The following is a 25,698-nucleotide window of genomic DNA, read 5'->3' as shown; positions in this document are numbered from 1 at the left end:
GTGATTTAGCGGCTCATCCGCTCCCGGCGCTCCATCCGCTCTTCGCGGCGATCCTCGCGGGCCCGGCGGGCCGGATCGGGATCGGTGCCGAGCACGCCGCCGACCGTGCCGGTGGCCGCGCCCACCGCGCCGCCGACGACGCCGCCCACCGGGCCGGCCGCGGCCGTGCCGTCCTCGGCGCCGCGCTGGGCGCCGCGGACCGTGCCCTGGGCCTGCGCGGCCCCCGCGAAGGCGATCGGCGCGAGGGCGAGGGTCGCGATCAGAAGCTTCTTCATGGGTCTACTCCCGGATGTTGATCTGGGTCGGCTCCGCGCCGCCACCGCGTGCGGAGAGTGTGGGTCAACGGTTCAGACGCCGATTGGTCCCATCCGGATTCACAGGCGCGTGATCCGACAGGGCTGGGACCTCGGGTTGACGGACTGCAACGCGTCCGCGTGCCGGGTGATGCGTAGCGACCACGCCGTCGTTCCAAGGGCGCCGCAGGCGAGCCCGGACCCGAAGGGGCATGCCGGAGGCGGGCAATCCAGAACCGCCGACGGTGCCATGCCATCCGCCCATTGCGGAACTGGATCCCGGGGCCCCGCTTCGCAGGCCCGGATTGACGGGGTTGCTGCTCCTGGGCGGAGCCTCGTCGCGTCGACCCGCGTTCTCAGCCCTGCGTGATCCGCACGGCCGCTGGCCTCGCGCCGGAGCGGCTGGTAGAGAACCGGGCATGCCCGCTTCGCGCGCCCTGCGCGGCTTCGGCCGCCCCATTCGAATTACCGGCCCGGCCTCCGCCTGAGGGCCCGCTTCGGCGCGGCCGCGCGGAGGTCCGGGATCCTCCTGCCGCCTGACCCGATTCCGCCGGCCTTTCCGGCCCGACCGCCGATGCGAGATCCGATGACCGCCCCCGAGACCGCGCCCGCCCGCGACTATTCCAAGACCCTGTTCCTGCCGCAGACCGAGTTCCCGATGCGCGCCGGCCTGCCGGTGCGCGAGCCGCTCTTCATCGAGCGCTGGAAGCAGATGGACCTCTACGGGACGCTGCGCGCCCGCGGCCGGGACCGGCCGAAATTCGTGCTCCACGACGGGCCGCCCTACGCCAACGGCAACATCCACATCGGCACGGCGCTCAACAAGATCCTCAAGGACGTGGTGGTCCGCTCGCAGACCGCCCTCGGCTTCGACGCCAACTACGTCCCGGGCTGGGACTGCCACGGCCTGCCGATCGAGTGGAAGATCGAGGAGCAGTACCGCGCCAAGGGCCGCAACAAGGACGACGTGCCGGTGATCGAGTTCCGGCAGGAATGCCGGACCTTCGCGGCCCAGTGGCTCGACGTGCAGCGCGAGGAGTTCAAGCGGCTCGGCGTCACCGGCGACTGGGACCATCCCTACGCCACCATGGCGTTCCCCGCCGAGGCCGTGATCGCCGACGAGCTGATGAAGTTCTCGATGAGCGGCCAGCTCTACCGCGGCTCGAAGCCCGTCATGTGGTCGGTGGTCGAGAAGACCGCGCTGGCCGAGGCGGAGGTCGAGTACGAGGAGCACGTCAGCGACACGGTGTTCGTCGCCTTCCCGATCCGCTCCGGCGCCGAGGGCGACCTCGCGGCGGCCCGGGTGGTGATCTGGACGACCACGCCCTGGACGATCCCCGGCAACCGCGCCGTCGCGTTCTCCAAGAAGATCGCCTACGGCCTGTACCGGGTGGCGGAGGCGCCGGCCGACAACTGGGCGACCCCCGGCCAGACCTACCTGCTCGCCGACAGCCTCGCCGCCACGGTGTTCAAGGCCGCCCGGGTCGAGGCGTTCGAGCGCGTGGGCGACGTGAGCCCGTCGACGCTCGCCGGCCTGACCCTGGACCATCCGCTGGCCAAGCTCGGCTATGCCTTCGCGGTGCCGATGCTCGACGGCGACCACGTCACGGACGAGTCCGGAACCGGCTTCGTCCACACGGCGCCGAGCCACGGCCGCGAGGATTTCGAGCTCTGGATGGCCAACGGGCGGCTGCTGCGCGAGCGCGGCATCGACGCGACCATCCCCTACACGGTCGACGCCGACAGCGTGCTCACCGAAGCGGCCCCGGGCTTCACCGGCACCCGCGTGCTCACCGCCAAGGGCGAGAAGGGCGACGCCAACAAGGCGGTCATCGCCGCGCTGACGGAGGCCGGGGCGCTGATCGCCCGCGGGGTGCTGCGCCACCAGTACCCGCATTCCTGGCGGTCCAAGAAGCCGGTGATCTTCCGCAACACGCCGCAATGGTTCATCGCCATGGACCGGCCGGTGGATTCGCTCGGCAACCGGACGCTCCGCGAGGTGGCGCTCCAGGGCATCGACGACACCCAGTGGGTGCCGACCCAGGGCAAGAACCGCATCACCGGCATGGTCGCCAACCGGCCGGACTGGGTGGTCTCGCGCCAGCGCGCCTGGGGCGTGCCGATCACCGTGTTCGTCCACCGGGAGACCGCCGAGATTCTGAAGGACGATGCCGTCAACGCCCGCATCCGCGACGCCTTCGCCAGTGAGGGCGCCGACGCGTGGTTCCGGGACGACGCCGCTGAGCGCTTCCTGGCGCCGGACCATGACCCGGCCGCCTACGAGAAGGTCACCGACGTCCTCGACGTCTGGTTCGATTCCGGCTCGACCCACGCCTTCGTGCTGGACGATCCGGAAGCCTTCCCGGGGCTCGCGGGCGTCACGCGCGTCCGCGACGGCGGGAAGGACCGGGTCATGTACCTGGAGGGCTCGGACCAGCACCGCGGCTGGTTCCAGTCCTCGCTGCTCGAATCCGCCGGCACCCGCGGCCGGGCGCCCTACGACATCGTCCTGACCCACGGCTTCGTGCTCGACGGCAAGGGCCTGAAGATGTCGAAGTCGAAGGGCAACGTCGTCGCGCCGCAGAGCGTCATCAAGGATTCGGGTGCCGACATCCTGCGCCTCTGGGTGGCCGCCTCCGACTACACCGACGACCTGCGCATCGGCCCGGAGATCATCAAGACGTTTGCCGAGACCTACCGCAAGCTCAGGAATTCGCTGCGCTGGATGCTGGGCTCCCTGGCGCATCGGGTCGCGGGCGACGACATCGCGTTCAAAGAAATGCCGGAGCTGGAGCGGCTGATCCTGCACCGGCTCGCCGAGCTCGACGGCGAGATCCGCGAGGCCTATGCGGCCTTCGACACCAAGCGGGTGGTGGCGCTGCTCAACGGCTTCATGACCGGCGACCTGTCGTCCTTCTATTTCGACGTGCGCAAGGACGCCCTGTACTGCGATCCGATCTCCTCGGTGCGCCGCCGGGCGGCGCTGCAGGTGATCGACGTGTCCTTCCGGCGCGTCGCGATCTGGCTTGCCCCGGTCCTGGCCTTCACGGCCGAGGAGGCGTGGCTCGACCGCTACCCGTCCGAGGACGGCTCGGTGCATCTCCAGACCCTGCCGGAGACCCCGGCCGCGTGGCTCGACGCCGCCCTCGCGGAGCGCTGGCAGAAGATCCGGCGGGTGCGGCGGGTGGTCACCGGCGCCCTGGAGATCGAGCGCGCGGCCAAGCGGATCGGCGCGAGCCTGGAGGCGGCGCCGACGGTCTACGTGGCCGATCCGGAGCTGCTCGCCGCGCTCGAGGGCTGCGACTTCGCCGATACCTGCATCACCTCGGACATCACGGTGGCGGCGGGCGAGGGCCCGGCCGACGCCTTCCGCCTCGACGAGGTCCGCGGCGTCGCCGTGGTGCCGAGCCCGGCCCAGGGCCGCAAATGCGCCCGCTCCTGGCGGGTCAGCCCGAGCGTGGGCAGCGATCCGGACTTTCCGGACGTGACCCCCCGCGACGCCCAGGCGCTCCGTGAGTGGGACGCGGCGCACCCGGAGGCGAGCGCGGCGTGATCATACCCGCGACAGCGCCCTCCCCCCTCTGCGGGGGAGGGTGGCCCCCGAAGGCGGTCGGGTCGGGCCGAAGTCCCGCAAGGGGGGAGCGCGGCTTCCGGATGCGGCGTGACCGTCATGAAGGCCGCTGCCTTCTTCTGCACCGCTGCTCCTCTCTCCCCCCCTGCTTCGCAGGGTACCCTCCCCCGCAGAGGGGGGAGGGAGAGGCGCGCGCGCGACAGCGCTTCTTCGGTCAGCGCTCATGACCCCCTTCCGTGCCGGCCTCCTGGCCCTCCTCCTCACCCTGATCCTCGATCAGGCCTCGAAGCTCGGCCTGTATCTCGGCACCGACCTCGTGCTGACGCAGCCCTGGCGGCTGGCGCCCTTCGCCGACCTCGTGGTGGTCTGGAACAGGGGCGTGTCCTACGGCCTGTTCCAGCAGGAGGGCGGTTTCGGGCGCTGGTTCCTCGTGATCCTGTCGCTCGCCGCCGCCCTCGGCCTCGGGATCTGGATGCGCCGGGCGGGCTCGCGGCTTCTCGCGGTGGCGCTGGGCCTCATCGTCGGCGGTGCGCTCGGCAACGCCATCGACCGGGCCGCCTACGGCGCGGTGTTCGACTTCGTCCACCTGCATGCCGGCCGCTGGTCCTGGTACGTGTTCAACGTGGCCGACGCGGCGATCGTGGCGGGCGTGATCGGCCTGATCCTCGACAGCCTGTCCCCGGCCGGACGGCGGCCGCAGAAGGAGCCCGCCGCGGGCGACCCCGCGCCGCGCCGGTGATCCGCGCAACACACAGGTCCATCTGCACCACCGCCCTGGCGCAACGTGGTCAAGGCGCCATACGATCGCCGGAAACCGGCCTCAGGCCGGGACCCGTCGGATCAGGCCGCGCCGCGGCCGTCCCCGAGCCGGACCTCCCGGCCGGAACCCGTGAGGCAGCATGACCGGGCATCGCAGGCTTCGTCCCCTCCTTTCCGCCGCGGTCGTCCTGGCGTCCGTCGGCGCAGGCGGTGCCCGGGCGCAGGAGCGCGGCGAGTTCATGCGCGATGCGCTCTCGGGCATCGGCCTCCTGGAGAAGCGCCAGGATCCGATCGATTATCACGAGCGCCCGCCGCTGGTGATGCCGCCCAAGCTCGACGGCAAGGTCCTGCCCCAGCCCCGGGCCCGCTCCACCAGCACGGCCTGGCCGAAGGACCCGGAGATCGTCGAGCGCGAGCGCGCCGCCGCCGAGCGCCGCCGCCCGTTGGGCAATCAGGCCCGCGGCCGCTACGACGACAACAACGCCACCCTCTCGGTGGACGAGATCCGGGGCGGCCGTCGCGCCGGGGCGAGCCTGACCACCGAGGCCGAGCGCAAGCCCGGCGACAACACCCGCGACGACAGCCTGCTCAGCGCCTTCGACCTGCTCAAGGGCAAGAGCGCCAATGCCGAGCCCTCCGACGTCGAGCCGAACCGCGACGTCCTGACGGATCCGCCCACCGGATACCGCCAGTCGCCGAAGAAGCTGGCCCGCCCGTCGTCGAGCGATCCGATCAACAACGCCAGCCGCGAGCGCGAGGAAGCCGATCCCGGAGCCTATCTCCGGCAGCGCGCCCAGTAGTGGCGAGGTCGCCGTGTCGCCGTTGCAACGGCGACACGGCGTGGCAACATGTGACGTTCGACCCGGTACGGCTCTTGCCGCCCGGAGATCAGGACGGTCCCGATTCGCGCGTGCGTCCCGACGTGAGACGCCGGGTCCGGGACCGGCAGAAGGAAAGCGGAATGCACCTGTTCAGGAAGGCGACGCCCCACCTCTTCCCGCTGCGTCCGGGCTCGTCCTTCGGCGGCAGCGCCGGCCGGGGCGAGGCCGCGCCGTTCGGGCGTTCCGAGGCGGGCGGCCCGGAAGTGACGGCCTTCACCCTCGACAACGGCCTCGACGTGGTGGTCGTCCCCGACCACCGGGCGCCCGTCGCCACCCACATGATCTGGTACCGCAACGGCTCGGCGGATGATCCGCTCGGACAGTCGGGCATCGCCCACTTCCTCGAGCACCTGATGTTCAAGGGGACCGAGACGCACCCGGTCGGCGCTTTCTCGAAGGCGGTGTCGGGCCTGGGCGGCCAGGAGAACGCCTTCACCAGCTACGACTACACCGCCTATTTCCAGCGGGTCGCCCGGGACCACCTCGGCACGATGATGGAATTCGAGGCCGACCGCATGAGCGGCCTCGTCCTGGACGACGCCGTCGTTGCGCCGGAGCGCGACGTGGTGCTGGAGGAGCGCCGCATGCGGGTCGAGACCGACCCCTCCGCCCAGCTCTCCGAGGCGATGGCCGCCGCCCTGTTCGTGCATCATCCCTACGGGATCCCGATCATCGGCTGGATGCACGAGATCGAGGGCCTGAACCGCGAGCACGCGCTGGCCTACTACAAGCGCTTCTACACGCCGGAGAACGCCATCCTGGTGGTGGCCGGCGACGTGACCCCCGACGAGGTCCGGCGCCTCGCTGAGACCACTTACGGCCGCGTCGCGCCGCAGGGTGCCCGGCCGGAGCGCCTGCGGGCGCGGGAGCCGGAGCCGAAGGCCCTGCGCCGCGTCGCCGTCGCCGACCCGAAGGTCGAGCAGCCGACCCTGCAGCGGCTCTACCTCACCCCCTCCTGCATCACCGCCCGGAACGGCGGCTGCCATGACCTGGAACTCCTCGCCGAGGTGCTGGGCGGCGGCTCGACCTCCTACCTCTACCGGAAGCTGGTCATGGAGACCGGCCTCGCGGTGAATGCCGGCGCCTGGTACATGGGCTCGGCGATCGACGACACCCGCTTCTCCGTCTACGCGGTCCCCGCCGAGGGCGTACCCCTGGAGAAGCTGGAGGAGGCCGTCGACAAGGTGCTGCGCCGCGCCCCCGCGGAGGCCCTCGACGCGGAGGCGATCGAGCGCGCCAAGACCCGCTTGGTGGCCGAGACCGTCTACTCCTCCGACAGCCAGTCGTCGCTCGCCCGCATCTACGGCTCGGCGCTGGCGATCGGCGAGACCATCGAGGAGGTCCGCCGCTGGCCGACCGACATCGAGACGGTCACGCAGGACCGCCTCAAGAGCGCCGCCGAGCACTGGCTGACGCCGGCCCGCTCGGTCACCGGCTACCTGACGAAGGCGCAGGATCCCGACGCCCCGGTCGCGATGGCCGCCGAGTAGCGACGGCCGCGTCCCGGCGGCCCTGCCCTGGGCCGCCCGCGGGACGCGTCGAAGCGAGCCCTGTCCGGCTCCGCCGCCGCCCGAGAGAAGAGATGAGGTTCCCATGAGCTTGACCGAGACTCTGGTCGAGACCGCCGCCGCCGCCGCCAATTCGCCGACCACGGCGCTGCCGGTGTCGACCGCTCCCGGCGTCGAGGCGTGGCACGTCGAATCCCCCGTTGTGCCGATGATCGCCCTGGCCTTCACCTTCGAGGGCGGGGCCGCGCAGGATCCCGCCGGTAAGTCCGGCTGCGCGCAGATGCTGGCGCGGCTCCTCGACGAAGGGGCGGGCGACCTCACCTCCGACCTGTTCCAGGAGCGGCTCGCCGCCCGGGCGATCGAGCTGTCGTTCCACGCCGGGCCCGACGCCGTTGGCGGCTCGCTCAAGATGCTGGTCAAGCACGCTGACGAGGCGATCGGGCTCCTCGCCCTGGCGCTCGCCAAGCCCCGCCTCGACCCGGACGCGATCGAGCGGGTCCGGGGCCAGGTCATCGCCGGCCTGCGCTATCAGCAGAACGATCCGGGCGTGCTCGCCTCCCGCCGCTTCTTCAAGGAGGCCTTCGCCGGCCATCCCTACGCCCGCCCCTCCTCCGGCACGGTCGAGAGCGTCGCGGCGATCACCCGGGACGACCTGCTGGCGATGCATGCCCGCATCATCGGCCGCGGCCGGGTGAAGGTGGCGGCGGTCGGCGCGATCGGCGCCGAGCAGCTCGCCGAGGGTCTGAATCGCGCCTTCGGGGCCCTCCCGGAGGCCGGGGAGCTGAAGGCGGTGCCGCGCACCGAGGTGCACGACCTCGGCCGCCGCGTCGTCGTCGATCTCGACGTGCCCCAGTCGGTGATCCGGTTCGGCATGGCCGGCGTGCCCTGGCGCGACCCCGACTTCATCCCCGCCTACGTGCTGAACCACATCCTGGGCGGCGGCGCCTTCACGTCCCGCCTGTTCCAGGAGGTGCGCGAGAAGCGCGGCCTCGCCTACTCGGTGGGGACGTCGCTGGTCAGCCACCGCTCGGCCGCGATGACCTGGGGCTACACCGCCACCAAGAACGAGCGCGTCGGCGAGGCGCTGTCGGTCATCGGCGACGAGATCGGCCGGCTGATCGCTGACGGGCCGGACGACGACGAGCTGCAGAAGGCCAAGGACTACCTGACCGGCTCCTACGCGCTCGGCTTCGACACCTCGACCAAGATCGCCCACCAGCTGGTGCAGATCGCCTTCGAGGAACTCGGCATGGACTACATCGCCCGCCGCAACGCGATGGTGGCGGCCGTGACCCAGGCCGATATCCGCCGCGCCGCCGCCCGCACCTTCGCGGACGGCCGGATGCTGGTGGTCGCTGCGGGTCGTCCGGTCGGGCTGTGAGCAGCACGCGCCTGAGCCCGTTTAGGCGCTCAGGCGGCCTCTGCTGAGGCCAGAGGTGCGATCCGCTCGATCTTCGGCCCAAGCGTGCGGCTCCGCGTCTCAAGCTCGAACTGGCGTTGCAGGTTCAGCCAGAAATCCGCGCGCGTGCCGAGATACCGGCCGAGGCGCCGCGCCGTATCGGTCGAGATGCCGATCTGCTCGGCCGCAATCCGCTCGATCCGGGTTCGGGGTACGTGGCAGGCCCGCGCGGTCGCACCGGCGCACAATCCCAGGGGGATGAGAAAGTCCTCCCGCAGCACCTCGCCAGGGTGCAGCGGCGGGAGAGTTGTATCGGCCTCGTATGCAATGGCCATCGTCGTTTGCTCTATCCTCGCAGGTTTCACCCGCAATCAGTGGTAGTCGACTATCTCGACGGCCTCTGGGCCGGTCTCGGTCCAGCGGAAGCAAATCCGAAACTGGTCATTGATCCAAATGGCGTGCTGCCGGTTACAGTCCTTCGTCAGCGGGTGAAGCTTGTTACCCGGCGGCACCTTCAGATCTTGCAGAGATGCTGCCGCATGGATCTGGCGTAGCTTGCGTCGCGCGACATTGAGGATTGCGGCAGGAATGCTCTTGGGATGCCGACCTTGGAAAACCGCCTCCGTCATCGCGTTCGCGACACTCTGGATGGGCATGACCGTGTCCCGGGACAACGCAAACTGTATCGCTCAGTGATACGTCCCAACCAAGTGCCGCCCGCCTGCCCCATCCTCGCGACACCGATCAAGATTCCCACCTGAGCCCGAAGGCCGCGAACCCCCGGACCCCCATGCAGCTCACCGGCATCCACCACCTCACCGCGGTGACAGCGCGCGCGGCGGAGAACGTCGCCTTCTACACCGGCACGCTCGGCCTGCGCCTCGTGAAGAAGACGGTGAACCAGGACGACGTCTCGGCCTACCACCTGTTCTACGCGGACGGGTTGGCGAGCCCCGGCACCGACATCACCTTCTTCGACTGGCCGGCGCCCCGGGAGCGGCGCGGCTCCAACAGCATCACCCGCACGCATCTGCGCGTGCCCGGCGCGGGCGCGGTGACGTGGTGGCACGCGCGCCTGCGCGAGGCCGGGATGGTCGAGGCCGAGCCCGTGCTCCGCGACGGGCGCCTGACCCTGGATTTCGAGGATCCGGAGGGGCAGCGCCTCGCCCTGGTCGATGACGGCGGCACCGGCCCGGAGCATCCCTGGGACGGATCGCCGGTGCCGGCGGCCTACCAGATCCGCGGCCTCGGGCCGATCCGGCTCTCGGTGCCGGAGATCGGGCGCACCGCCGCAATCCTCACCGAGGTTCTCGGCATGCGCCGGGCCCGGGCGTTCCAGACCGAGGACGGGCCGGTCGAGGTCTACGCCATGGGTCCCGGCGGCCCGGCCGCGGAGCTCCAGCTTCTCGCGGACGCGTCCGCACAGGCCCGGCAGGGGGCGGGCGCCGTGCACCACGTCGCCTTCCGCATCCCGGACGGGGATTACGGCGCCTGGGCTGATCGGCTCCGGGCCGCCCGGGTGCCGACCAGCGGTCCCGTGGACCGCTATTACTTCCGCAGCCTCTACTTCCGCGAGCCCAACGGCATCCTGTTCGAGATCGCCACGGACGGGCCCGGCTTCACGGCCGACGAGCCCCTGGAAACCCTGGGCGCGCGCCTCGCCCTGCCGCCGTTCCTGGAGCCGCGCCGGGCCGAGATCGAGGCCGGGCTCAAGCCGCTCCGCCCCGATCTTCGCGCCTGACAGCAGGCCGAGGCGGTGCACCCGGCGGCAACCCTCCCATGCTCACGGCGAGGCTGCAGCTCTTCCGGAATGACGCTAAATATTCGAACGATTCCAGGTCGTTCACTTCTTTCGCCTGTGTGATCCCCGCGCGCCTTGACGGGCGTGCTGCAACTGCGAAAGAAGCAGCGCATCTGTGTTCATCGTCCGGATCCCGGCGGGCCGTCCCATGGGGACGTGCTGAGGATCCGCCCCCGCCCGAGCCGGGCGGCGGGGATCCGCCGAACCACGCGCCCCGAATCGTCGGGGCCGTGAGCCGAGCATCCGAGGATTCGAGGTCTGATCCGTCCATGAGCAAGTTCTACGAGGAGCGCGTTCTGTCGGTCCACCACTGGACCGACAACCTGTTCTCGTTCCGCACCACCCGCGATCCGGCGTTCCGCTTCCGCAACGGCGAGTTCACCATGATCGGCCTGGAGGTCGAGGGCCGGCCGCTGCTGCGCGCCTACTCGGTGGTCTCCGCCAATTACGAGGAGGAGCTGGAGTTCTTCTCGATCAAGGTCCAGGACGGGCCCCTGACCTCCAAGCTCCAGCACCTCAAGGTCGGCGATCCGATCATCGTCGGCAAGAAGCCCACCGGCACGCTGGTGCTCGACAACCTGCTGCCGGGCCGGAACCTCTACCTGCTCGGCACCGGCACGGGCCTCGCGCCGTTCCTGTCGATCATCAAGGACCCGGAAGCCTACGAGCGCTTCGAGAAGGTCGTGCTGGTCCACGGCTGCCGGCAGGTGCAGGAGCTCGCCTACGGCGAGACCATCACCGAGACCCTGCCCCAGCACGAGTTCCTGGGCGAGATGATCTCGAACCAGCTGATCTACTATCCGACGGTGACCCGCGAGCCGTTCCGCAACCGCGGCCGGATCACCGACCTGATGGTCTCGGGCAAGCTGTTCGAGGATATCGGCCTGCCGGAGATGTCGATCGAGAACGACCGCTTCATGCTCTGCGGCAGCCCCGACATGATCCGCGACACCCGTGAGCTGCTCTCGGGCCGCGGCTACGAGGAGGGCAACCACGGCGAGGCCGGTCACTACGTGATCGAGAAGGCCTTCGTGGAGAAGTAGGCTTTCGGGACTTGGCGCCGGCCCGGTGCGGTTCGCCGCGCCGGGCTTTTTCGTGCCACGTTCCCACCAAGGCGGTCCGGCGCGATTCGCCTCTCCGTCGGCGGCGGGGCGAAGCTCTCTCCCGCCCGCGCCGATCGGCCTCCCGCATCCCCGAGACGCTCCGCTTCGCGCCTGTCGGCGCGCTGATCGACACGCCGTAGGACGGCGGCCACCCTATTGCTGCGGCACCGCCGGCATGCCGTCGGCGAAGGGGCCTCCCCCGGCGCTGAACAGCTTGCGCAGGAAACCCGGAGCGATCGCCGAGAGCGGGTTCACGCTCACATCCGGTGAGGCGAGCTTGCCGGAAACGCGGAAGTTGACCGCGAACAGACCCTCGTTGTGCCCGCCGCCGAGCAGCGGCCCGAGCAGCGGCAGCTGCGAGGCGACGTTGTTCAATCCGTACAGCGGTACGAAGGTCCCGTTCATGTCGGTGCGCTCGCGGCCTGTATCGAGCCAGCCCGACAGGGTGAAGCCCATGGCGGCGTTCGAGATCGCCGCATCGCTGAAATCGACCCGGGTCCCGTTGCGCACGAAGTTGGCGCGCATCCGGTCGAAGGTGACGTCGCCGGCGCTCCGGCCCGGGGCGGCCCGGCGGCCGCGGGCCGCGTCCGTGTCGGCCGCCTCCGGGCCCTGCGCCATGATGCTCGACAGGGCCGGCTCGTTGCGCAGGGTGAAGTCGCGGATCTGCACCACGCCGGATTGCGGGCCGTCATTGAGGCCGATGCCGGCATTGAGCCGCCCGCCATACATGCGGCGGTAGACGTCGACGAAGCGCAAGGTCGCGCCGGCATCGGCGGCGTCGACGGCGAGCGTCGGCGCCCCGCGTTCGCGGGTCACCGTGGCGGCGAACGGGGCGGACCGGAACCGCCCGGTGATGTTGGCGGCGCGCAGAGTCTTGCCGTGGAGGGAGAGCTGCAGCTTCGCGCTGGTCAGCGCCTCGTCGTTGAAGCCCGTCACGATCGGCAGCTGGATGTCGGCCTCGACATCCTTCGGGTTCGATTCCTTCGCCTCCTTGCCGCCTTTGGGATCCGGCGCACCGAGCGATTTCAGGAACGGCCGCGCGTCCACCACCGCCCCCCGGACCAGGACCTTGTAGCCGCTCCCGATCCGATCGAGGCTCACCCGCAGGTCGTCGCCGGGCGAGAGTTTGACGCTCGTCAGGTCCGCGCGCTCCAGCCCGCCGTCCGGAGTGATCGTCACGCTGCCGCGGGCTGTGGCCGGGGCGGCGTCGAGAGCGAAGTCGCGCAGCTCGAGGCTCTGGCCGTTGTCCACCAGGGTGAAGGTGAGCCGGCCCGCCTTGCCGGCGGGCTTCGTCAGGCCCGGAAGAAGCCCGTCGATCCCGGCCCTGGCGAGGTCGGCTTCGACCTTGATCGGCGGCTTTCCCGAACCGGGTCGGCCGATGGGCACGACGGCGCGGACCGGGATCGTGCCCGTGAGCTGCGGCGCGGTCGGCAGGCCCTTCCGGCTCCGGACCGCATCGTCCAGGGCGAGGTTGACCACGGCCTCGCCGGGCTGCCCGACCTTCGGTTGGCGCATGTCGACCGAGACGGGCGCCCCCGCGACCCGGCCGTCGCCCTTCAGCGCGAAGGCGCCCCGATCGTACGACAGGGCGAACTTGCCGGCCTCCAGCCGGTCCTTGCCCATCACTTTGTCGACCGAAAGGTCGGCCAGCGTGCCGGTCAGCGTCACCGGAAGATCGGGCAGATCGGGGATGTGCTTGAGATCGAGGGGGAAGTCGACGCGGAGATCCGCGCTGCCCTTGATCGTGGCAGGGTCGAGATCGACGCTCATCACGCTCTTGAACAACTTGGCCTGAAGGACGGAGGCCATCCCGTCGGCGCCACCCGAGAGCCGCATGCCGATCTGCGCGACCACCCGGTCCGGCGTGATCTGCGGGATGACGAAGTTGCCGTCCGAGATCGCGAGTCCGCGACCATCCGGTCCGTGGACTTCGGCGGTCACGTTGCGCACCGTGGTCGAGCGCCCGGTGATGGTTCCGACGACGTTGCCCTTCGTCACCGGCGGCGCGTCGGCGGTGACGTCGATCGCCGCGTCCGAGACGTGGAAGTCGATGTGGACCGAATCGTCGGGCGCCGGCTCGCCCCGGGTCGCGGCGGCCAGGACCGTGCCCGACATCTTCACCCGGATGTCGACGGAATCCACGCGGCCGCGCCGCAACTGGTCCACCAGATAGGTCCGGGCCGGCGGCGCGATATGCTCGGGCCAGAGGCGCAGTCCGGTCCGGACCTCGCCGTCATGGCCGACAATGTGGAGCGTGAGGCCCCCATCGTCGGCCGAGGTGCCGATGGTCCCGGTGATCGTTCCCGACACGCCCGGGGCCGACAGGGTGAGCGCATCGATGGCGATGCCGCCGTCACGGCCGGAAAGCTGGGCATCCAGCGCGCCGATCTTCACCGGCGCGTCCTTCGATGTCGCCCCGCGCAAGGTGGCGTCGCGGCTCGCCAGCGTCGCGGTCCAGGTCGTGCCCGCATCGGGAGGGCTCCCCTTCCACGCCCCCGTCAGGTGCACGGCGTTGCCGGCCCCGCGATAATCCAGGCCGGCAAGTTCCATGACGCGGCCGGCCTCGTCCCAGGTCAGGTTGGCGTCCAGGCTCTCGACGGTGACGGGATTGAAGTCCTTCTCCTCGATCAGGAACGTGCCGTCGCCGGTGTGGAGCTTGGCGCTCATCGTCTGGATGCGTCCCGCCGACAGGCTCACGTCGGCGCGGGCCGAGACTTTCAGATCCGTGGTCAGCGGCAGGCCCGACTGGCCCGAGAGCAGGAGCAGGTCGGTCACCGGCAGGTCGTCCAGCGTGATGACGCCTGAGCGCGCACGCCCTTCGCCGCCATCGCGCAGCGAGCCGCCGAAGCGCCACTCGCCGTGCGGTCCGTCGAGACGCAACTCGAAGTTGCGAGTGCCATTCACCGGATCGCGCCCGAACAGCCCGTTGACGCGCGAGAAGACCGCCCGCTCGTGCCCGTCCTCGTCGATGAGGCGCAGGCGCGCGTCGGTCACGCGGGCGCGGTCGAGGGCTCCGACTACGCCGCTCGAATCGAGCACCACCCCGAAGATCGACGCGATGGCGGCCGAGAGCGGCGAGACGCTGCCCCGGACTCCGTCTACGCTTGGCGGCGTGACCGGCTCGATATCGACAGGGTGGTTGGCCTCCGAGGCCGCGAAGGCGATGGACCCGTCCCGGTGAACCAGTGCGGTGGTCTGGGTCTCGCGGAATTCGATGGAGCGCGGCTGAAGGTTGAGCCGCAGCAGGCTCCAGAGGTCCAGGCTGACCAGCGCCAGAGGTGCGCGGACGACCAGGGCACCTTGCGGGTTACGGATATCGAGCCCGGAGAAGCGCAGCCTCAGGGCGTTCTCGCGGTCGAGCTCGAGGCTGCTGCCGCGGATCCCGATGCTCCAGCCGGGCCCGATCCGCTCGGCCACCGCGGTCGCGACGCGGCGCGAGAGACCGTCGATCTGCAGCGGCCCATTGGACAGGCGCACGGCCACAACGCCGATCCCGGCGCCGAGGAGCAGCACCAGAGCGAGGGCGCTCACGAGGCAGACACCTCCGACGCGCCGTGCCCTCCCCCGGGGTCTGCATGCCGACGTTGTCTCGTCCGCCATCGGGACCCTTGTTCCGGGGGGCTCTGCGCGCGGGACCGTCAGGCGCCGCGGCCGGTGGATCGAAGCGCGCCCGCGCTTTACAGCGGCCGCGACTCCGGTTTTGGCTCGGACGTGCACGGCGCAACCTTGTGATGCCGCGCACCCGATCGATTGCACATCATCAATCGGCCGAAAGGAAGGCACGATGTCCTTGTCCGAGGGCGACTCCGCCCCTGATTTCGACCTGCCCGCCTCCGCGGGAGGCCGCGTCGCGCTCTCCGCCCTCCGCGGTCACAAAATCGTGCTCTACTTCTATCCGAAGGACGACACGAGCGGCTGCACCCTGGAAGCGCAGGCGTTCAACGCGCTGCTGCCGGCCTTCGCGGAGGCCGACGTGAAGGTTGTCGGCCTTTCGCCGGATCCGGTGAAGAGCCACGACAAGTTCTGCGGCAAGTACGGGCTTGCCTTCCCGCTGGCCTCGGACGAGGACAAGGGCGTCCTTGAGGCCTACGGCGTCTGGGTCGAGAAGAGCATGTACGGCCGCAAGTACATGGGCGTAGAGCGCACCACCGTGCTGGTCGACCGCGACGGCCGCATTGCCCGGATCTGGCCCAAGGTGAAGGTGCCGGGCCATGCCGAAGCCGTGCTGGAGGCGGCCCGCGCCCTGTCGTGATGGAAGTCGAGCGGGCTCAACCCGGCTCTCGACGGATCTTTAACCTTACTGAGGCTTGAATGACGGCTCCCGCGGGGCCGTCCCGATGCTGTGTTCCAAGATCTTCTCGCGCGTCCTGCCCCGTCGGGCCATGCCCTGGCTCGCCGCGGGCTTCGGTCTCGCCCTCGCTTGGGCCCTCGGGGCTTCGTACCTGATCGTCTTCCACGACGAGGTGCTCGCCGGGTTCGTGGCCCGTCAGGCTGCGATGCGGGACGCGTATGAGGCGCGGATCGTCACCCTTCAGGACTTGCTGGATCGAGACCGGCGCGCCCGCGCCGGCACCGAGGCGGGCCTGAGCGACCGGGTCTCGGCGGCGCTGGAGCGTCAAACCGAGCTGGAGCGGCGCGGGGCGGCCCTGACGGTCCTGGAACGGCGAGGCTTGTCTGATCCGGTCGTCACAGGCGCGCTGCCATCGGGTCGCGATGCCGGCGGCGATGGTCTCTTCCTGCGCCCGTCCGAGGAGGCCGACGTGCTTCGCCCCGCCATCCGCCCGCTTCCGCGCCAGAGCGCGCGCGACGCCGAGCTGGGTCTCATCCGACTGGAGGCGCGTCTCGACGGCCTGCAGGCGGCGCAGGGCGAGCGCCTCGTCCGCCTAGCCGGCCGGGCCGAGGACGAGGTCCGGCAATTGCGCAGCCTGATCGGCCGCACCGGTCTCGACCCCGGCCGCTTCGACGCACCCGTCCCGACCGCCGGCATCGGCGGCCCGCTGGTTCCGCTGGACGCTCGAGGGCTGGATGGGGCCGGCTTCGAGGCCGGCCTGGCGCTGGTGCGCCGGGCCCTCGGCGACGGCGAGCGCCTGCGCCGGCTCGCCGCCGCGCTGCCTCTGAGGCGTCCGATCCGGGGCGCGGCGACCGTGTCGAGCCCGTTCGGCACCCGGCTCGACCCGTTCACCCGCGGCCTCGCCCTGCATACCGGACTCGATCTGAAGGCGGAGTACGGCGAGACCGCCCGCGCCACCGCGTCGGGCCGGGTGACGGCCGCGGAGTTCGCCGGGGGATACGGCAACATGGTCGAGATCGATCACGGCCGCGGCCTGACGACCCGGTTCGGCCACCTCGCCCGCATCGCCGTGCGCCCCGGTCAGCGCGTCGCTGCGGGCGATGTGGTCGGCTTCGTCGGCTCGACGGGGCGCTCCACGGGGGCGCATCTGCACTACGAGACCCGGGTCGACGGCGAGCCGGTGGATCCGCAGCGCTTCCTGGATGCCGGCGCGCCCTCCGCCTTGGCGCAGCTCAACGCCGACTGAATCCATCGCCGGAAAGCCCGCTCCGTGCTAGCCTCTGAGTCGCGATCGGAGGCTGCCGTGGCATTGGCCGTGAGGCGCGACGCGCGCAAGGGCGTCGCAGAATACAAGCGCTGGCTGGAGCCGCGACCGGATGAGGAGCGCTGGGCACCGCTCGACGGCGAACCTGTGCTCATGGCGCCGCCGCGGGAGCGGCATCAGGCGATCGTCGCCGACTTGATCCGTCGAAACGACGACCTCACCGACGGCAAAGGCTGCAGTGCGATGCCCGGTTTGGCGATCCTCAGCGACGCCATGGACGATGTCGCACCGATCCCCGAGGTGGTGGTGCAAGTCGGACCGCCCGTGCCGAACGGCTGCGCCGCGGATTTGCTCCGCGTCGCCGAGGTTCTCTCCCCCACGACCATGAGCCTCGATTGCGGGCGTAAGATCGACTTCTACCGGACCGTGCCGAGCCTCAGCACATTCCCGATCGTCTGTTCCGACGAGGCGCGGATCGCGGTCTGGCGGCGGGCGGGCGAGGATTGGAGCGTCGCGGCTGTCGGGCTCGACGGCACCGTCCCGCCGCCGGACCTCGACGGCGCTGTGCCGGTGCGCGACATCGACCGCGGCCTCGCCTTCTGAGCGCTGGCACCCCACATCATCGAACGGCCAAGCATCAAGGCACTGACTTGCCCCATTTCGAAGATTTCTACGCTGCCAAGCTGCGCGGTTCCCTCGGCGTGACCGACGCGGAGTCGGTGCTCGACCTGCGGGGCACCAACCGGGCGACCGCCGAGGCATCGCTGAAGGACATGCTGGAGCGCAGCCGTTTCGCCAAGGGCAAGACTGTGGCGATCCGGCTCGACCCGCCCCCGGACGGCGGCGGCGAGACCCTGTTCCAGCCGGCGGGACGCTTGCTCCTCGACGCGAAGCGCCGCGGCCTGATCGAGCGCCTGCAGACCCTGCCGGCCCAGGACGGACTCGGCTTCTACGTGGCGCTCGCCGGTCGGGCGGACCGGACGCCCATGTAGGACCGCCTCGAAGTCGCGCCGGCAACGGATCGGGTGCGCGCCGCCGGGCGTTGATCGGTCCCGCTTCACCGGAGGCCGCCCGTCGATGCCGCTCCTGCCGTGTCACCGATCCCAATCTTCCCGGTTCCGTCGATGAGCGCCTTCCCCGGCGGTCGCAACTCGATCGAGCGCATCGCCCGCTTCGGCTACGGCGCCCGGGGGGTGGTCTACCTCGTGGTCGGCGCGCTGGCCCTGCTGGCGGCCCTCGGGCACGGCGGGCGGGCTGGCGACAGCAAGGACGCCCTGCGGGCGGTGATGGCCGGCCCGTTCGGCGCGGCCATCGTCGGCTTGATCGCGCTGGGCCTCGTCGGCTTCGCCCTCTGGCGCCTCGTCGAGGGAATCACGGATGCCGACCGGCGGGGCACCTCGGCCAAGGGCCTCGCGGTGCGCGGCGCCCATCTGATCAGCGCCGGACTCTATCTCGGCCTCGCGGCGAGCGCGGCGTCACTCAGCCTCGGTCTCGGTATGGGCGGCGGCGACGGCATGCACGACTGGACCGCGTGGTTGCTCGCCAAGCCGTTCGGCCGCTGGCTCGTGGCCTTGGGCGGTCTCGCGGTCGTTGGCGGCGGCTTCGGCTTCCTCGGCAAGGCCTGGCGCGGAGACGTCACCGACCGGCTCAGCCTCGACGCGCGGGCCCGTGACCGCTGGGCCGGCCCGATCGGACGGTTCGGCTACGCGGCGCGGGGCTTGGCCTTCCTGATCATCGGCGCCTTCCTCGTGGCGGCGGCGTGGCACCAGCGCTCGTCCGACGCCAAAGGGCTGACCGAAGCCTTCGCGCTGCTGCGTGCCCAGCCTTACGGTTGGGTTCTGCTCGGGCTGGCGGCAGCGGGCCACGTCGCCTTCGGTGCCTTCGGGCTGATCCAGGCCCGCTACCGGCACATAGATGCGCCGGACATCGATCGCGTGGACGACGCGGCCGGTGCCGCGGCCCGGGCGCTGACTTGAGTCCGACGATTTATTATCTGTTCTGATTGTAATCTGACGCCGGCTTCCCAAGTAAAAACAACCCTCCGCGCAATTCAGTGCTCTGGGCGACGTTGTGGAGGCGATAATGGCGAGAATCTTGATCACCGGCCGGGCACAGACGGTGACCACGGAAGACTTCAACGAGCGCGTCCGGATTCTGATGCTCGACAAGCTTGATCCCGTGAAGGGCCGCATCTACCAGCGGACTTTCAAGGCGGGGTTTTCCGGCTCGCCCATCAAGTAGCCGGACGGGTCGCCGGATCTGCGGTCGCGCCTCCGTTTGGCGCGCCGTCCCCTGTGCGTTGACAGCGCCGATGCCGCGGCGGATACCCCGCGGCATCCCATCCGGCCCCCGATGCAGCAGCGCCTCTACAAGACCGCGGTGATGGTGACCCACGACCTCGCGGCGACCGTTGCCGCCGTGGTGCTCACCTTCCTGTTCCGCTTCCAGGGCGGCATGCTGGCCGAGCGCCTGCATGCCCTACCCCTGCTGCTGCCGCCGTTCCTAGTCTTCGCCGGCTTGGTCTACGGCCGCTTCCGCCTCTACCGGACCAAGTGGCGTTTCGCCTCGTTGCAGGATCTCGCCGGCATTGTCCGGGCGGCCAGCGTGCTGGCGCTGGCGCTTCTGGTCACCGATTGGGTCCTGGTCTCGGCCGATCTCTACGGCTTCTACTTCTTCGGCAAGATCGCGATCCTGCTCTACTGGGTGCTGCAGATCTTCTTCCTCGGCGGCACGCGGCTCGCGTTCCGCTATCTCAAGGACACCCGCTCCCGGCAGTCGAGCGCGCGGGCCGCCACCGTGCCGACACTGCTCCTCGGACGCGGCGCCGATATCGACGTGCTGATCCGCGCCATCGAGGCCGGCTCGGTGAGGAAGCTGGCGCCACGAGGCATCCTGTCGCCGCGGGCGGACGAGCGCGGCCAGTTCATGCGCGGCGTGCCGGTCCTGGGCGGCTTCCCGGATCTTGAGCGGGTGGTTGCCGACCTCGCCGCCCGCGGCGAGCCGGTGCGGCGGCTCGTGGCCGCGCCGAGCGCCCTCGTACCTGAGGCGGCCCCAGACGACCTGATCGCCCGCGCCCGGCGCCTTGGCCTGCCGCTTGCCCGCGTCGTCGGCCTTGGCGAGGGCGTCCAGGGGCCGGAACTGGCGCCCCTTGAAATCGAGGATCTGCTGCTGCGGCCGACCGTGTCCATCGACCGGACGCGCCTGGAGGCGTTCCTCACCGGACGCCGGGTCGTGGTGACGGGCGGCGGCGGGTCGATCGGCTCGGAGATCTGCCTGCGGGCGGTGGCCTTCGGGGCAGCCGCCGTGCTGGTGCTCGAATCCTCCGAGCCGGCGCTCCACGGTATCCTGAGCCATCCCGCGGTCCTGGCCGCCGAGGCCGCGGTCACGGGCGTCCTGGCCGATATCCGCGACGGAGAGCGGACCCGCGCGGTGATCGCGGCGTTCCGTCCCGATTACGTGCTGCACGCCGCCGCGTTGAAGCAGGTGCCTTATCTGGAGCGGGACTGGCAGGAAGGGATCAAGACCAACGTCTTCGGCTCGATCAACGTCGCCGAGGCCGCGGTCGCGGCGGGTGCCCGGGCGCTGGTGATGATCTCCACCGACAAGGCGATCGAGCCGGTCTCGCAACTCGGCGTCACCAAACGCTTCGCCGAGATGGTCGCCCAGGCCCTCGACGCGGAACTGTCGACCAAGCCCGGCCATCCGACCCGACTGATCGCCGTCCGGTTCGGCAACGTGCTGGGTTCCGTCGGCTCGGTCGTGCCGGTGTTCAAGGCGCAGATCGCCCGGGGTGGCCCGGTGACGGTCACCCACCCCGACATGGTCCGATACTTCATGACCGTGCGCGAGGCCTGCGACCTCGTGCTGACGGCCGCTTCCCACGCGGACGGCGAGGCACGCGGGGGCGCCGCGTCGGAGCGCGCCGCCGTCTACGTGCTCAAGATGGGCCAGCCGGTCCGGATCGCTGAACTCGCCGAGCGGATGATCCGGCTCGCCGGCTTCGAGCCCGGCGCGGAGATCGAGATCGCCTATACCGGGGCGCGACCCGGCGAGCGGCTCAACGAGATCCTGTTCGCCCGCGAGGAACCCCGGGTCGCCCTGCTGGGCATTGACGGAGTGATGGCGGCGCGACCGGTCTTCGCGGACCGGGCCCGCCTCGAGGCCTGGGTCGCGCAGCTGCGGGCCGCCGTTGCGGCGGGCGACCGGGCCGCCGCCGAGGCTGTCTTCGAAGCTGCGGTGCCGCATTTCAGGGAGCGCGCTACGGAGCGGGCCGCGCGTCCGTCGGCATCCCCCACTGGGACCAATGCCGGACTCAAGGCGCCCGCCGGCGCGACGCCCGCCGTCATCGGCTGATCCAGCCGCCCGGGACGCTCATCCACCGTCGCGCGCAAGCTGCGCGAGCCCGTCCCGGGTCGGGCCGGCCGGACGCCAGCCGAGGGATGCAAGTCCGTCGACGCGGGCCACCAGTCCTTCGGCGACGCGGGCGAATTCTGCGTCCCGGCCGGTCACCCGGCAGGCCAGCTTCAGCAGCCCGACCGGCACCGGGATCAGGCCTGGGCTCCGACCCAGTCCCTGGCGCAGGGCTGCGATCATCTCGGGCAGGCTCAGCGGATCCGGGTCGGCGGCGATGACGGCCCGGTTCAGCGGCTCCGGCGCCCGCAGCACGACATCGACCGCACCCGACAAACTCTCCAGCGCAATCAGCGAGCGCCGCGCCGCCAGGCCGCCGAGGGGCAGCGGATAGGGAGTGCGTGCCAGCCGAAGGAGCGCCGCCATGTTGCCCTTCACGCCCGCGCCGTAGACCAGGACCGGGCGCAGGGCGACCCAGTCGAGCCCGGTCTCGGCGAGCGCCCGCTCGGCGTCCAGCTTGGAGCGGCCGTAGGCATCGGTCGGCGCCGCGGGATCGCCCTCCCCGACCGTTCCGGGGGCGCTCGCCCCGACCTGGGCGCGGATCGACGACAGGAACACGAAGCGGCGCACCTTCGCCCGGGCCGCGGCCTCCGCGAGCTTGCGCGTCGCCTCGGTGTTGAGCGTCCGATAATCGTCCTCCGGGGCGCCCGACATGGCGTGGGCGAGGCCTGCCGAATGCACCACCGCGTCGACGCCACTCAGCGCCGCCGCCATGTTGATCGGCCGCGTCAGGTCGCCGACCACCGCGCTCGCCGCGCCCTGCGGCAGAGCCGTCGGCCGGCGCAGCAGGACCCGGACCCGGTAGCCGCGCGCAGTGAGATCGGCGAGCAGGTGGCGTCCGATGAACCCGGTCGCCCCGGTGAGCGCGATGAGTCCGGTCAAGGCTGAGTGGCACCTTCGGCTGGAGTCCGCGCTGGGGCGCGGGCAAAGCGGCGGAGCAGGCTCGCGACCAGGGCGAGTCCGGCCGCGAGAGCGGCGAGCGTGACCGTCCAGGACGGCCAAAGCAAGGTCGCGGCGGCAAGCGCCGCCAGGGCGAGATTGACGGCGAACACCGATCCCACCACGCCCGAGACCGTCAGTCCGTTGAGGGTGGCGCGCTGGTAGTAGTGTCCTCGATGCGCCTCCCAGACCCGCTCGCCCCGGGCGGCCCGGGCGATGAGCGTCAGCGTGGCGTCCGCCAGGTAGACCAGCGGCAGCAGTACGGCGGCTGCGAGGCTGCCCGCCACGGCCAGATGCCAGAGCAGCCAGCCGGTGACGAGGCCGATGGGCAGCGACCCGACATCCCCGAGGAAAAGCGTCGCGACAGGCCGGTTGAACGGCGCGAAGCCGAGCATCGCGCCCAGGAGACAGGCCGCGACCAATGTCGGCAGCGGTGGCAGGGGGCCGGCAAGGCCCAGCAGCAGGAGGGCGCCGGTGACCGGGACGACTTCCGCGACGGTCATCCAGTCGAGCCCGTCCATGAAATTCGTCAGGTTCACGAACCACACGCCGGCGACGACGGCGAGGCCGCGTTCGAGCCAGGATGGGATGCCGGGTATCAGCCGCCCGTCCAGATGCCAGACCAGCAGGCCGACCGCCGCCGCCTGTGCGGCGAGCCGCAGCGCGGCCGGCAGGGGACGTATATCGTCGACGGCGCCCAGCAGTGCCAAAGCCAGAGCGCAGCCGGCAAGCCAGATCCAGTCCGGCCGTCCGCCGATCTCCGGCGCCGCGATGAATAGGCCCGAGATCGTGACAAGCGCCGTCACAACGGCGATTCCCCCTCCTTGCGGGGTCGGAACCGTGTGGCTGGAGCGGGCGTTCGGCCGCGCCAGCGCGTAGCGCTGCAGGAGCGGACGCAGCCGCAGGATGAGCCCGGCCGACAAGGCGGCGGTGAGCGGGACGGCGAGCAGGATGAGCGTGGGCAGCGCGGACGGCATGCGCCGTCCTACGCGATCCCGAGGACGACCGTGAGGGGGAGCGTCGTCCCGATCAGTAGACCTGCGCCTCCTCTCGCGGCCGATCCTCCTGGCCGTCGCGGCGATCCAGATGCTTCTCCACCACCTTGGCGAGGCCGACCATGATCTGGTCGATGGCGTAGTCCTTCGGCGTGTAGACGGCGCGCACGCCCATATTCTTGAGGACCAGCTCGTCCTCGGGCGAGATGATGCCGCCGACCACGACGGGAATGTGGTCGAGGCCCGCCTCGCGCATCTTGGCCCTCACTTCCCGCACCAGCGGCACGTGGCTGCCCGACAGGATCGACAGGCCGACCACGTGGGCGCCGGTCTCACGCGCCTTGGCGACGATCTCGGCCGGGGTCTGGCGGATGCCGTCGTAGGTGACGTCAAAACCCACGTCCCGTGCGCGGAGCGCGATCTGCTCGGCGCCGTTGGAATGGCCGTCGAGGCCCGGCTTGCCGACGACCAGCTTCGGCGTCTCGCCGAGCCGCTCGCCGAGATCGGCGATCAGGAGCTTGGCCTCCTCGGCCGCCCCGGACGAGACCGTCTCCAGCGTCACGCCCGTTGGCGCCCGGTACTCGCCGAACACCGCGCGCAGGCGGGCGCCCCACTCGCCCGTGGTGACGCCAGCCTTCGCGGCCTCGATGGAAGGCGGCATGATGTTGGCGCCCGAGCGTGCCGCCTGCTCCAGGGCGTCGAGGGCCTGACCCACGGCCCGCTCGTCACGGCCGCCGCGCCACTCGCGGATGCGGGTCTGCGCCTCCATCTCCACGGTCTCGGAGACGGAGAAGATTGCCCCCTCCCCGGCGGTGAGCGGGGACGGCTCGCCCTGCTGCCACTTGTTGACGCCGACGACGATCTGCTCGCCCGCCTCGATGGCCGAGATCCGCCGGGCGTTCGACTCCACCAGCGCACGCTTGAGCGCCCCGGTCTCCACGGCGGCGACCGCGCCGCCGATGCCGCCGATCCGCTCCAGCTCGGCGCGGGTCTGGGCCTTCAGCTCCTCGACCTTCGCCTCGATCACGTGGCTGCCGTCGAAGATGTCGTCGTATTCGAGGAGGTCGGTCTCGAAGGCCAGGATCTGCTGCATCCGCATCGACCATTGCTGGTCCCAGGGCCGCGGCAGGCCGAGCGCCTCGTTCCAGGCCGGCAACTGCACGGCGCGGGCGCGGGCACGCTTGGACAGCGTCACCGCCAGCATCTCGATCAGGATGCGGTGGACGTTGTTCTCCGGCTGCTGCTCGGTGAGCCCGAGGGAGTTCACCTGCACGCCGTAGCGGAAGATGCGCTTCTTCGGGTCGTCGATGCCGTAGCGCTCCCGGGCGATCTCGTCCCAGAGTTCCGAGAACGCCCGCATCTTGCAGATCTCGGTGACGAACCGCAGCCCCGCGTTCACGAAGAACGAGATCCGGCCGAACACCTCGGGGAAGCTCTCGGCGTCGAACTCCGGATCCTCCCGCACGGTGTCGAGGACCGCGATGGCGATGGCCAGCGCGTAGGAGAGTTCCTGGACCGGCGTCGCCCCCGCCTCCTGCAAGTGGTAGGAGCAGACGTTCATCGGGTTCCATTTCGGCACGTTCTTGGTCGTGAACAGGATCACGTCCTTGGTGAGCCGGAGGGACGGCGCGGGCGGGAACACGTAGGTGCCGCGCGACAGGTATTCCTTGATGATGTCGTTCTGGGTCGTGCCCTGGAGGGCGGCGATGGGCGCGCCCTGCTCCTCGGCCACCGCGAGGTAGAGCGCCAGCAGCCAGGGGGCCGTGGCGTTGATCGTCATCGAGGTGTTCATCTGGGCGAGCGGGATGTCCTGGAACAGGGTCCGCATGTCGCCGAGATGCGCGATCGAGACGCCGACCTTGCCGACCTCGCCGCGGGACAGCTCGTGGTCGGGGTCGTAACCGGTCTGGGTCGGCAGGTCGAAGGCCACCGACAGGCCGGTCTGGCCCTTGGCGAGATTGCCGCGATAGAGCTTGTTCGACTCCGCCGCGGTGGAATGCCCCGCATAGGTGCGGATGATCCAGGGCTTGTCGCGGCTCGACTTGTCGCTCTTGGTCTCCGCGACGCTCGCGCCCATCCTCGCCTCCGTATGATCTTTGTATCCGCGCCGAGCGCGGTCGTGCGGCCACCGTAGCGAAGGCTTGGCCACGCGTCATCCGCGACGGAAGTGCAAGAGCCTCCCGCACGCGGCCGACGGCCTTTAAAAAACTTGTGCGCGACGACAGCGGGATTTGAGGGTGCCGGCGCCGACACGCCTGTTTCGGCGGTTGGTATAAAGTCCACCTGAATATCCGCCAGGGCGGCGCTTAAGGTCTCGGCCTTGTGACCTGCAACGCGGCGGGCGAATAATACTTGGCCGCGCGGGAAGGCGAATTTGAATACGTGAGCGGCGGCCCTTTGCCGACGGCTTTTTCAGGTCGGAAACCGTGGGGTTTCGACTTTCGACCCACTTGGACGCCCTCGACATCGCCGCTATAGCGCGAA

At 70.7% G+C, this 25,698-nt stretch carries 21 protein-coding genes; 14 read left to right on the top strand and 7 right to left on the bottom strand.

What is annotated here, in order from left to right; genetic code table 11:
- Positions 1-5: 5 nt before the first annotated feature.
- A complete protein-coding gene (locus ACLBX9_RS17600; protein WP_010686236.1) occupies positions 6-275 on the bottom strand; it encodes a hypothetical protein in 270 nt (89 codons plus the stop codon).
- Between the two features lie 604 nt (positions 276-879).
- Between ACLBX9_RS17600 and ileS the strand changes: the two genes are divergently transcribed.
- The 5 genes from ileS to ACLBX9_RS17575 all read left to right on the top strand — a co-directional run bounded on the left by ileS (position 880) and on the right by ACLBX9_RS17575 (position 8,393).
- A complete protein-coding gene (ileS, locus tag ACLBX9_RS17595; RefSeq protein WP_447719853.1) occupies positions 880-3,846 on the top strand; it encodes an isoleucine--tRNA ligase in 2,967 nt (988 codons plus the stop codon).
- 241 nt (positions 3,847-4,087) lie between these two features.
- Positions 4,088-4,603, top strand: a complete 516-nt coding sequence (lspA, locus tag ACLBX9_RS17590) for a signal peptidase II (RefSeq protein ID WP_010686238.1) — start codon at positions 4,088-4,090, stop codon at positions 4,601-4,603.
- Between the two features lie 160 nt (positions 4,604-4,763).
- Positions 4,764-5,423: a hypothetical protein gene (locus ACLBX9_RS17585; protein ID WP_447719852.1), complete on the top strand. Its 660-nt coding sequence runs from the start codon at positions 4,764-4,766 to the stop codon at positions 5,421-5,423.
- A gap of 161 nt (positions 5,424-5,584) precedes the next feature.
- Positions 5,585-6,994, top strand: a complete 1,410-nt coding sequence (locus ACLBX9_RS17580) for a M16 family metallopeptidase (RefSeq protein ID WP_010686240.1) — start codon at positions 5,585-5,587, stop codon at positions 6,992-6,994.
- A 103-nt stretch (positions 6,995-7,097) separates the two neighbouring features.
- Positions 7,098-8,393: a M16 family metallopeptidase gene (locus ACLBX9_RS17575; protein WP_447719851.1), complete on the top strand. Its 1,296-nt coding sequence runs from the start codon at positions 7,098-7,100 to the stop codon at positions 8,391-8,393.
- A 29-nt stretch (positions 8,394-8,422) separates the two neighbouring features.
- On the opposite strand, the gene ACLBX9_RS17570 is transcribed toward ACLBX9_RS17575, so the two are convergent.
- Both ACLBX9_RS17570 and ACLBX9_RS17565 read right to left on the bottom strand, forming a co-directional pair.
- Positions 8,423-8,746, bottom strand: coding sequence for a HigA family addiction module antitoxin (locus ACLBX9_RS17570; protein ID WP_447719850.1), 324 nt, complete (start codon positions 8,744-8,746; stop codon positions 8,423-8,425).
- Between the two features lie 36 nt (positions 8,747-8,782).
- Complete coding sequence (locus tag ACLBX9_RS17565; RefSeq protein ID WP_447719849.1) at positions 8,783-9,067, bottom strand: type II toxin-antitoxin system RelE/ParE family toxin; 285 nt, start codon at positions 9,065-9,067, stop codon at positions 8,783-8,785.
- Between the two features lie 134 nt (positions 9,068-9,201).
- Here ACLBX9_RS17565 and ACLBX9_RS17560 point away from each other — a divergent pair, with 134 nt between their 5' ends.
- On the top strand, positions 9,202-10,152 hold the full coding sequence (locus tag ACLBX9_RS17560; protein WP_447719848.1) for a ring-cleaving dioxygenase: 951 nt from the start codon (positions 9,202-9,204) through the stop codon (positions 10,150-10,152).
- A 329-nt stretch (positions 10,153-10,481) separates the two neighbouring features.
- On the top strand, positions 10,482-11,255 hold the full coding sequence (locus ACLBX9_RS17555; RefSeq protein WP_010686244.1) for a ferredoxin--NADP reductase: 774 nt from the start codon (positions 10,482-10,484) through the stop codon (positions 11,253-11,255).
- Between the two features lie 213 nt (positions 11,256-11,468).
- On the opposite strand, the gene ACLBX9_RS17550 is transcribed toward ACLBX9_RS17555, so the two are convergent.
- Complete coding sequence (locus ACLBX9_RS17550; RefSeq protein ID WP_447719847.1) at positions 11,469-14,915, bottom strand: YhdP family protein; 3,447 nt, start codon at positions 14,913-14,915, stop codon at positions 11,469-11,471.
- A 184-nt stretch (positions 14,916-15,099) separates the two neighbouring features.
- On the opposite strand from ACLBX9_RS17550, the gene ACLBX9_RS17545 reads away from it, so the two are divergent.
- The 7 genes from ACLBX9_RS17545 to ACLBX9_RS17515 all read left to right on the top strand — a co-directional run bounded on the left by ACLBX9_RS17545 (position 15,100) and on the right by ACLBX9_RS17515 (position 21,223).
- Positions 15,100-15,567, top strand: a complete 468-nt coding sequence (locus ACLBX9_RS17545) for a peroxiredoxin (RefSeq protein WP_010686246.1) — start codon at positions 15,100-15,102, stop codon at positions 15,565-15,567.
- Positions 15,568-15,652: 85 nt separating this feature from the next.
- A complete protein-coding gene (locus tag ACLBX9_RS17540) occupies positions 15,653-16,852 on the top strand; it encodes a M23 family metallopeptidase (RefSeq protein ID WP_447719846.1) in 1,200 nt (399 codons plus the stop codon).
- 57 nt (positions 16,853-16,909) lie between these two features.
- A complete protein-coding gene (locus tag ACLBX9_RS17535) occupies positions 16,910-17,473 on the top strand; it encodes a Uma2 family endonuclease (protein ID WP_039894353.1) in 564 nt (187 codons plus the stop codon).
- Between the two features lie 47 nt (positions 17,474-17,520).
- Positions 17,521-17,862 carry a hypothetical protein gene (locus ACLBX9_RS17530; protein WP_010686249.1) on the top strand — a complete coding sequence of 114 codons (342 nt, stop codon included), beginning with the start codon at positions 17,521-17,523 and terminating at the stop codon, positions 17,860-17,862.
- A gap of 132 nt (positions 17,863-17,994) precedes the next feature.
- The gene (locus ACLBX9_RS17525) at positions 17,995-18,846 is read left to right on the top strand and encodes a DUF1206 domain-containing protein (RefSeq protein ID WP_447719845.1); all 852 of its coding nucleotides are present in this window, start codon (positions 17,995-17,997) and stop codon (positions 18,844-18,846) included.
- A 106-nt stretch (positions 18,847-18,952) separates the two neighbouring features.
- Positions 18,953-19,111, top strand: a complete 159-nt coding sequence (locus ACLBX9_RS17520) for a hypothetical protein (protein ID WP_010686251.1) — start codon at positions 18,953-18,955, stop codon at positions 19,109-19,111.
- A 111-nt stretch (positions 19,112-19,222) separates the two neighbouring features.
- The gene (locus tag ACLBX9_RS17515) at positions 19,223-21,223 is read left to right on the top strand and encodes an SDR family NAD(P)-dependent oxidoreductase (RefSeq protein WP_447719844.1); all 2,001 of its coding nucleotides are present in this window, start codon (positions 19,223-19,225) and stop codon (positions 21,221-21,223) included.
- Positions 21,224-21,241: 18 nt separating this feature from the next.
- Here the strand turns inward: ACLBX9_RS17515 and ACLBX9_RS17510 are convergent, their stop codons facing one another.
- Genes ACLBX9_RS17510 through ACLBX9_RS17500 form a run of 3 tightly spaced genes read right to left on the bottom strand, consistent with a single transcriptional unit; the run spans position 21,242 to position 25,291 of the window.
- On the bottom strand, positions 21,242-22,162 hold the full coding sequence (locus ACLBX9_RS17510) for an NAD-dependent epimerase/dehydratase family protein (protein WP_447719843.1): 921 nt from the start codon (positions 22,160-22,162) through the stop codon (positions 21,242-21,244).
- On the bottom strand, positions 22,159-23,196 hold the full coding sequence (locus ACLBX9_RS17505; RefSeq protein ID WP_447719842.1) for a glycosyl transferase: 1,038 nt from the start codon (positions 23,194-23,196) through the stop codon (positions 22,159-22,161). The genes ACLBX9_RS17510 and ACLBX9_RS17505 overlap by 4 nt, the downstream gene beginning before the upstream one ends.
- 52 nt (positions 23,197-23,248) lie before the next feature.
- A complete protein-coding gene (locus ACLBX9_RS17500) occupies positions 23,249-25,291 on the bottom strand; it encodes a protein meaA (RefSeq protein WP_447719841.1) in 2,043 nt (680 codons plus the stop codon).
- Between the last annotated feature and the right edge of the window lie 407 nt (positions 25,292-25,698).

This window comes from Methylobacterium sp. A49B (assembly GCF_053346215.1).
The sequence above is the reverse complement of the archived record's forward strand: the minus strand, read 5'-3'. Positions and strand labels throughout refer to the sequence as shown.